The 7102-nt window shown below is 65.6% G+C and carries 7 protein-coding genes and 2 pseudogenes; 7 read left to right on the top strand and 2 right to left on the bottom strand.

The window, feature by feature from the left end; genetic code table 11:
* From NBW77_RS21470 to NBW77_RS22935, 5 genes and pseudogenes are all read left to right on the top strand, one after another.
* Positions 1 to 661: DUF8616 domain-containing protein (locus NBW77_RS21470; protein WP_502799511.1), on the top strand; the 661-nt coding region annotated here is incomplete at its 5' end.
* The gene (locus NBW77_RS21465; protein ID WP_250280235.1) at positions 658 to 1110 is read left to right on the top strand and encodes a hypothetical protein; all 453 of its coding nucleotides are present in this window, start codon (positions 658 to 660) and stop codon (positions 1108 to 1110) included. The genes NBW77_RS21470 and NBW77_RS21465, both read left to right, overlap by 4 nt.
* Positions 1111 to 1128: 18 nt before the next feature.
* Positions 1129 to 1341 (top strand): annotated as a pseudogene (locus NBW77_RS22940) (hypothetical protein); the annotation flags it as partial.
* Positions 1338 to 1790 (top strand): hypothetical protein, encoded by a 453-nt coding sequence (locus tag NBW77_RS21460; protein ID WP_250280234.1) that lies wholly within the window; start codon positions 1338 to 1340, stop codon positions 1788 to 1790. The pseudogene NBW77_RS22940 and the gene NBW77_RS21460, both read left to right, overlap by 4 nt.
* Before the next feature lie 18 nt (positions 1791 to 1808).
* Positions 1809 to 2312 (top strand): annotated as a pseudogene (locus NBW77_RS22935) (hypothetical protein); the annotation flags it as partial.
* On the opposite strand, the gene NBW77_RS21455 reads toward NBW77_RS22935, so the two are convergent.
* Entirely contained in the window at positions 2284 to 2673 is a 390-nt protein-coding gene (locus NBW77_RS21455; RefSeq protein WP_131745612.1) for a hypothetical protein, read from the bottom strand. The pseudogene NBW77_RS22935 and the gene NBW77_RS21455 sit on opposite strands and share 29 nt — an antisense overlap.
* A 179-nt stretch (positions 2674 to 2852) precedes the next feature.
* Between NBW77_RS21455 and NBW77_RS21450 the strand changes: the two genes are divergently transcribed.
* Complete coding sequence (locus NBW77_RS21450) at positions 2853 to 4019, top strand: Fic family protein (RefSeq protein WP_131745611.1); 1167 nt, start codon at positions 2853 to 2855, stop codon at positions 4017 to 4019.
* A gap of 112 nt (positions 4020 to 4131) precedes the next feature.
* On the opposite strand, the gene NBW77_RS21445 is transcribed toward NBW77_RS21450, so the two are convergent.
* Positions 4132 to 5712, bottom strand: coding sequence for an acyl-CoA mutase large subunit family protein (locus NBW77_RS21445; RefSeq protein WP_131745623.1), 1581 nt, complete (start codon positions 5710 to 5712; stop codon positions 4132 to 4134).
* A gap of 385 nt (positions 5713 to 6097) precedes the next feature.
* Between NBW77_RS21445 and NBW77_RS21440 the strand changes: the two genes are divergently transcribed.
* Positions 6098 to 7102 (top strand): hypothetical protein (locus NBW77_RS21440; protein WP_131745610.1); only part of this gene is annotated, 1005 nt, incomplete at its 3' end.

Below are 7102 nucleotides of genomic sequence, written 5' to 3'. Positions count from 1 at the left end.
GGGGAAGGCCAGCCCATGGGAAGTCGCCCTCGCCCTGATCTCCGTCCTTCCGGTCGGGCGGCTGGTCGAGGAGGGTGCGCACCTGACCGCGGTCGGGCGGGGCCTGTTGGAGTCGTCCGCATCAGCGGTGCGGGCAGGCGAGCAGAGCGCGACCGGAGTCCGGCAGATCACCCGGGAACTCGGTGTCGGTCAGCGGTTGGAACGGGCCTGGAACGACAGCCGGAGCACCCCCGCCGGTCGAGCATTCTACGAGTCGTCCGACACCGACATGTTCCAGGTGGCCCATCAGGTTACTCCCGACCCCGCCCGGTTCACCGTCGACATGCATGGGAGCCCGACCAACGTCTACGTGGGCGACGATGCCCTGAGCGCGCCCGAACTGGCGTATCTCATTCGCAAGGACCCCACCTGGAGCGGACGACCGGTGCGTCTCTTCTCCTGCAACACGGGCGACGGGCCGGAGCCGCTCGCGCAGCACCTCGCCGACCACCTGGGTGTCCCGGTGAAAGCACCGACCACCGAAACTTGGAACCTCCCGTCCGGGCAGATGATGCTTGACGAGCCGATATGGCAGGTTGACAGTCACGGGATAGTCAGTGAGACGACCCGGTTCGGAAACTGGCGAGACTTCACACCGAGGTCGACAGGGAGCACCCCATGACAGAGACAGACGAGCTGACGACATGGCTGGAGATCGCCAGGGTCTTCGACGAATACGATCAGCAGGGCTACGGCCTATTCGAGCCCAATCACCCCCGCGCGAACGCGGCGGAAAAGGAGCGCATCCTGGCGTTCCTTGACGCGGGTGAATGGGTTTTGGCGGGACGTAGCCGGTCACACGATCAACTCGACCCAGGCCGCGGACCGGTCGTACCGATGGTGTTTGTCACGGACGGCGAATGGGTCTGGAGCAAGGCGGTCAACTACTACCTCAAGAACCACGACCTTCTGCCGGAATCTCGCTTTCTCGGACGCATTGCGGCACAGGATTATCATTGTCCGACCCTCACCCAGGACGCCATTCTCCGCGTGAGCGAGGAGTTTAACCGTATCCGCGTTCGCCGACCCATTGACGGCGCCCGTCGTATTGGCCCGCCACCTCGCAGGTGATTTCGCACGTGCAACACGGGCGACGGGCCGGAGCCGCTCGCGCAGCACCTCGCCGACCACCTGGGTGTCCCGGTGATGGCGCCAACTACCGAAGCTTGGAACCTCCCGTCCGGGCAGATGATGCTTGACGAGCCGATATGGCAGGTTGACAGTCACGGGATAGTCAGTGAGACGACCCGGTTCGGAAACTGGCGAGACTTCACACCGAGGTCGACAGGGAGCACCCCATGACAGAGACAGACGATCTGACGACATGGCTTGAGATCGCCAGGGTCTTCGACGGATACGACCAGGACGGCTACGGCCTATTCGAGCCCGATCACCCCCGCGCGGACGCGGCGGAGAAGGAGCGCATCCTAGGGTTCCTCGACGCCGGAGAACTAGTGGTCGCTGCGCGTAGCCGGTCTCATGACCAGCTCGACCCGGACCGGGGGCCGATCGTGCCGATGGTCTTTCTTACGGATGGGAAATGGGTCTGGAGCGAGGCCATGAACTATTACCTGGCCATCTACGATCTTCTACCAGATCCCCACTTCCTTGCTCATATCAGAACGAAAGTTTACCAGTGCCCTCCGGTCAGCAGAGAAGGCGCGATACGCATCTCTGAGGAGTTCATGCAGGTAAGGAGCCTACGGCATGTCGACGGGGACCGTCGTATCGGCCCGCCACCTCGCAGGTGATTTCGCGCCTGCAACACGGGCGACGGGCCGGAGCCGCTCGCGCAGCACCTCGCCGACCACCTGGGTGTCCCGGTGAAAGCACCGACCACCGAAACTTGGAACCTCCCGTCCGGACTCGCGGTGACCGATCGAATATGCCCGCATGCCTGGCGTCATATTTTCCGAACCGGCGGCCAGCCGCCCGCACGGCCTTCTTCGAGTCGTATCTGTCCACCCTCATCGAGCGCGACGTCACCGAACTGTCCGTCATCGAACGCCGTGGCGACCTGCGCAGGCTCCTTGCCTGCTCGCGGGCCGGTCCGGCGGGCTCCTGGTACCGAGTTCACTCGCCACCCAGTCCGGCATCCCCATCGCCGGCTACCTGCTCTACACGGGCCAGCAGACGCTGCCGTTCGGCGACCGGCTCCGGGCACTACCCATCGACGCGCTCTGGCACCTGCCCCCTGGCACCTGCCCCCTGGCCCCTGGCCTGACCACACGGACATCCGATCACTCAACGGGGACGGCGCAATGCCCGGATGAGGCGGGAGACCTCGCCGCGCAGGCTTGCCGGCACCCGCAGCACCTGCCGTCCGGCCGGGGTCATCAGGTCGACGGTGATCAGGTCACCGCGCTTACGCCCCTGGGACGCCGCGACCGTTCGTCGGTCGAACGCCACGTCGAAGTAGTCACCCGCCCGCGGGAACGGCGCGACGACCAGCAACCGCCGGGTGGTGAGCAGGATCCAGCGGGATGTCCCCAGCCGGTGTCCGATGAAGCGTTCAGCCCTGGCGGTGAGCGCACCGGGACCTGACGGGTCGGTCAGCCTCCCCCTCAGCACGACCTCGGTGAACTCCCCCGGCTCCAGCGGAACGTCCGGTGGCCTGGCCCGGCGTGCCGGCATGCCTCGCACGCATCCCAGCCTTCCACCACCGGGCGCCACACGCGCACAGGGCACCAGGCGCGCAAGGATGTCCCGCCCACGGCTCGGCGTTGTGATACCTACCTACCACTGGCGCATCCTTGTGATACCAAACAGCCCTGTAGGTATCACAAGGACATCGGGACGGTGGGTGGGTATCGGTGCGGCGTGACTCCTTCGCTCCCGAGCAGTCGTGCTACGTCGTACGGGCCGAGCGCGATTACCTCGCCTTCGTCCCACCGCCGCTGCCACCGGCGCTCGACTTCGACCGGTCTCTGGTCGGTCTGCTCTCGGAGGCCGACCGTGCCCTCGGCGAGCTTGCCGGCGCCGGTCGGACGTTGCCCAATCCACGCCTGCTGGCCCGCGCGCTCGTCCGCCGGGAAGCCGTGCTGTCCAGCCGGATCGAGGGAACACAGGCGTCCGTGTCGGATCTGGTCCTGTTCGAGGCCGACCAACCAACCCACGACGACGGCAATGACGTCCGGGAGGTGTTCAACTACGTGACGGCAGTCGAACACGCTCTTGATCCGAATCGTCGGCTCCCGCTGAGCGTGTCGTTGCTCCGGGAAGCGCACGCCATCCTGCTGGGCGGCGTCCGCGGCGACTACGCCACTCCGGGCGATGTTCGGCGAAGCCAGAACTGGATCGGAGCGCCCGAGTGCACCCTCGACACCGCGACCTACGTTCCGCCGCCACCCGAGCGACTGTGGGAGTGCCTGGACGCGTTCGAGAAATACCTGTACGTCGACCACGATCTGCCACCACTGGTCACGATTGCGTGTGCACACTACCAGTTCGAGGCGATCCACCCGTTCCTCGACGGCAACGGCCGGGTCGGCAGACTTCTCGTCGTCCTGCTGCTGGCCGAATGGGACCTGCTCGATGCCCCCCTACTGGACATCTCGGCGTGGATCGAACCGCGACGCGACGAGTACTACGCCTGCCTGCTGCGGGTCTCCACCCACGGGGACTGGGCCGGCTGGGTGGGTTTCTTCCTCCGCGGTGTCGCCGAACAGGCCCGGGATGCGGTGCGTCGCTCCGTCTCGCTACAGAGCCTGCGCGACGACTACCGCGCTCGGGTCAGCACCGCGCGCTCGTCCGCGCTGTTGGGAGTGCTGGTGGACGCCCTGTTCGACGTCCCGGCGCTGACCATCAGCCGAGCTCGGGGCATTCTCGCTGTCACGCATCGTTCCGCCAGCCTGACCGTCACGAAGTTGGTGGAGAGCGGAATCCTCACGGAGGTACCGGGCCGCGTCCGCAATCGCCTGTTCGTCGCGAACGGCATCCTCCAGGCGATCGAAGGCGACCCAACGGCACCCCTTCCGTAACACATCCATCACGCCCCGGCGTTGTGATACCTACCTACCACTGGCGCTAGCTTGTGATACCAAACAGCCCCGTAGGTATCACAAGGCCAGGGTTTCCCCCGCGCCCGGCGGGCTAGAAGGCGTCGGCGGGGTGGTAGACCCCCCAGACCGCGCGCAGCGCGTGGCAGACCTCGCCGACGGTGGCGCGGGCGCGTAGCGCCTCCTTGAGCGGATAAAGGACGTTGTCGGTTCCCTGCGCGGCGACCTTGAGACTGTCGAGGCAGCGGGTCACCTCGGCGTTGTCGCGCTCGACACGAAGCTTCGCGAGCCGGGCGGACTGGTCGGCCTCGATCGCCGGGTTCACCCGTAGCGGCTCGTAGTGCTCCTCCTGCTCGGCGCGGAACCGGTTGACGCCGACCACGGTGCGGGAGCCGTCCTCGATTCCCTGCAGGACCGCGTAGGCGGAGTTCTCGATCTCGCTCTTCTGGTAGCCCTGCTCGATCGCGGCCACCGCACCCCCACGCTTCTCGACCTGTTCCATGAGTTCGCGGGCTGCGTTCTCAACCTCGTCGGTCAGCGCCTCGACCGCGTAGGAGCCGGCGAACGGGTCGACGGTGGCGGTGATGTCCGTTTCGTAGGCAAGGACCTGCTGGGTCCGCAGCGCCAGCGTCGCGGCCTTGACCGTCGGTAGGGCGATGGCCTCGTCGTAGGAGTTCGTGTGCAGGCTCTGGGTCCCCCCGAGCACGGCGGCGAGTCCCTGGATCGCGACCCGGACGAGGTTGACCTCGGGCTGCTGCGCGGTGAGCTGCACACCCGCGGTCTGGGTGTGGAAACGCAGCATCATCGACTTGGGGTTCGTGGCACCGAAAGTGTTCTTCATCACGTCCGCCCAGATCCTGCGGGCGGCGCGGAACTTCGCGACCTCCTCCAGCAGCGTCGTGCGGGAGACGAAGAAGAACGACAGCCGCGGGGCGAACTCGTCCACGGCAAGCCCCGCCTCGATCGCGGCCCGGACGTAGGCGATGCCGTCGGCGAGGGTGAAAGCGATCTCCTGTGCGGGCGTGGCCCCGGCCTCGGCCATGTGGTAGCCGGAAATCGAGATCGTGTTCCATTTGGGGATCTCGGCACGGCAGTAGGCGAACGTGTCCGAGACCAGCCGCAGCGACGGTGCGGGTGGGTAGATGTAGGTACCGCGGGCGATGTACTCCTTGAGAACGTCGTTCTGGATCGTGCCCGTGATCTTCGAACCGGGGACGCCCTGTTCCTCTGCGACCAGTTGGTAGAGCAGCAGCAGCACGGACGCGGGCGCGTTGATGGTCATGGACGTGGAGACCTCGTCGAGCGGGATGCCGTCGAAGAGCACCCGCATGTCCTCGACCGAGTCGATTGCCACGCCGACCTTTCCGACCTCACCGTGCGCTATCGGCTCGTCGGAGTCGTAGCCCATCTGGGTCGGCAGGTCGAAAGCGACGGAAAGCCCTCCGGTGCCGGCGGCGACCAGCGAGTGGTAGCGCTCGTTGGACTCCCTGGCGGTACCGAAGCCCGCATACTGCCGCATCGTCCACGGCTTGCCGATGTACATCGTCGGGTAGACGCCCCGGGTGAACGGGTAGTCGCCGGGCGAGCCCAGACGCTCCGAAAGACCCTCAGGAAGATCAGATGCACCGTACACTGACTTGATCGGCTGGCCGGACTCCGACAGGCGCTCGCTCATGACCAGATCGTAGGGAACCCCGGCCTCCAGATGCGCGTTCCACCCTCCTGGAAACACCGATCATGCTGTCCGCCCGGACCGCAGACCCGATCTGCGGGCCGCCTCCGCCGGCCTGCGGCCACGGCTCCATCCGTCGGCTGGCCCCGCGAGCAGGACCACGGAACCACAAAACGGACAAAACAGTTTACTTTCTTCGGCTTTTCTTAATTGTTCGCGCACGTACGTCCCGACACGTCTACCGTTCACAACGGAAGCTCCACGGCTCAACGGTGCGGACAGGTCCGGCGCAAGGTGGCGCGAGTTATGACCGTCGAACCGTGGCGCCGCGCCCGGAGCCCGGCCGGTTGACCAAGGGAACGGGGGCCGACCCATGGCCGGCGACGTCATGACCGAATCGACCGTCGAAACGATCAGGGCAGAACTCGTCGCGCTCTCGACCGGCCGGGGAATCGATCTCGTGAAACTCGCTCGATCATCCCTGGTAAAATTACCGAAAACTTCGGATGAATGGTCGGCCAACCAACGCGCGATAGCATTAAAGAAGATCATTTCTGAATGCTGTCACGCAGTCTCCCAGGAAAAACTGCGCACCGGTGCGCAGATAGGATTCAACCTCGACGGCGAAAGCTCGGCCGCCCCCTCGCTGACCGCCCGGATCGACGCGCTGGCCCGCCGACGAGGCCGGCACGAGCGGACGGTCCGAGAATGGTTCTACCGGGGGGCGGTCGAGGTCGCGCTCCTACTCCGACAGCGGGTCGCGGAGCTCGACATCCGGGATGGCTGGCAGGACTATCTGGAAAAGGACGACTCCGGGGATCTGCTCGCCGCCGACCGGTCACGGTTCGCCTTCGACCGGACCGAGATCCTGGTACGGCTTTCCGGCCGGATCCTCACCGAAGTACTGGTATTCCGCTCGCTGGTGGCACTCGACAATAATGTTGATCATTATGTCGCCACGTCCCGTTACCACAGCGACCCGCGGTCCGAGGTTGTACGGGTGGAACCACTGGCGAACTGCCGGGTCCGCCGGTCCGCGTTCACCTCCAACGGTCACCAGCTGACAGAGCTCGAATTTCCCGAACCACTGCTGCCCGGCCACCGTATTTCCTTCGCATACCGGTTACGGGCACATACCGATCGCGAGATGACCCCCATCCTCGACTACATTCCGAGATCGCAGCAGGATGGTCGATACATCGCGCAGGTCCAGTTCGACCCGACGATGCCGCCGGTACGAGTATGGCATTTTGGCGGAGTCCTCGGCGCGGAGGCACGACTACCCCCCGAAAACGAGCACCAGTGGCTCACTCCAAGCGGGCTTGGATACATCCGAAAGGACTTTGTCGAGCTTTCCCGCGGGCTTCACTACGGCGTGGCATGGGAGTGGGCC

This window comes from Frankia sp. Cppng1_Ct_nod (assembly GCF_920656135.1).
GTDB lineage: Bacteria > Actinomycetota > Actinomycetes > Frankiales > Frankiaceae > Protofrankia > Protofrankia meridionalis.
Note: the sequence above shows the minus strand (reverse complement) of the source record. Positions and strands in the feature narration are given on the sequence as shown.

Bases quoted from the DNA above. Each gene is read 5' to 3' on its own strand.
- NBW77_RS21465 (WP_250280235.1), top strand. From the start codon at position 658: ATGACAGAGACAGACGAGCTGACGACATGGCTGGAGATCGCCAGGGTC.
- NBW77_RS21460 (WP_250280234.1), top strand. From the start codon at position 1,338: ATGACAGAGACAGACGATCTGACGACATGGCTTGAGATCGCCAGGGTC.
- NBW77_RS21455 (WP_131745612.1), bottom strand. From the start codon at position 2,673: ATGCCGGCACGCCGGGCCAGGCCACCGGACGTTCCGCTGGAGCCGGGG.
- NBW77_RS21445 (WP_131745623.1), bottom strand. From the start codon at position 5,712: ATGAGCGAGCGCCTGTCGGAGTCCGGCCAGCCGATCAAGTCAGTGTAC.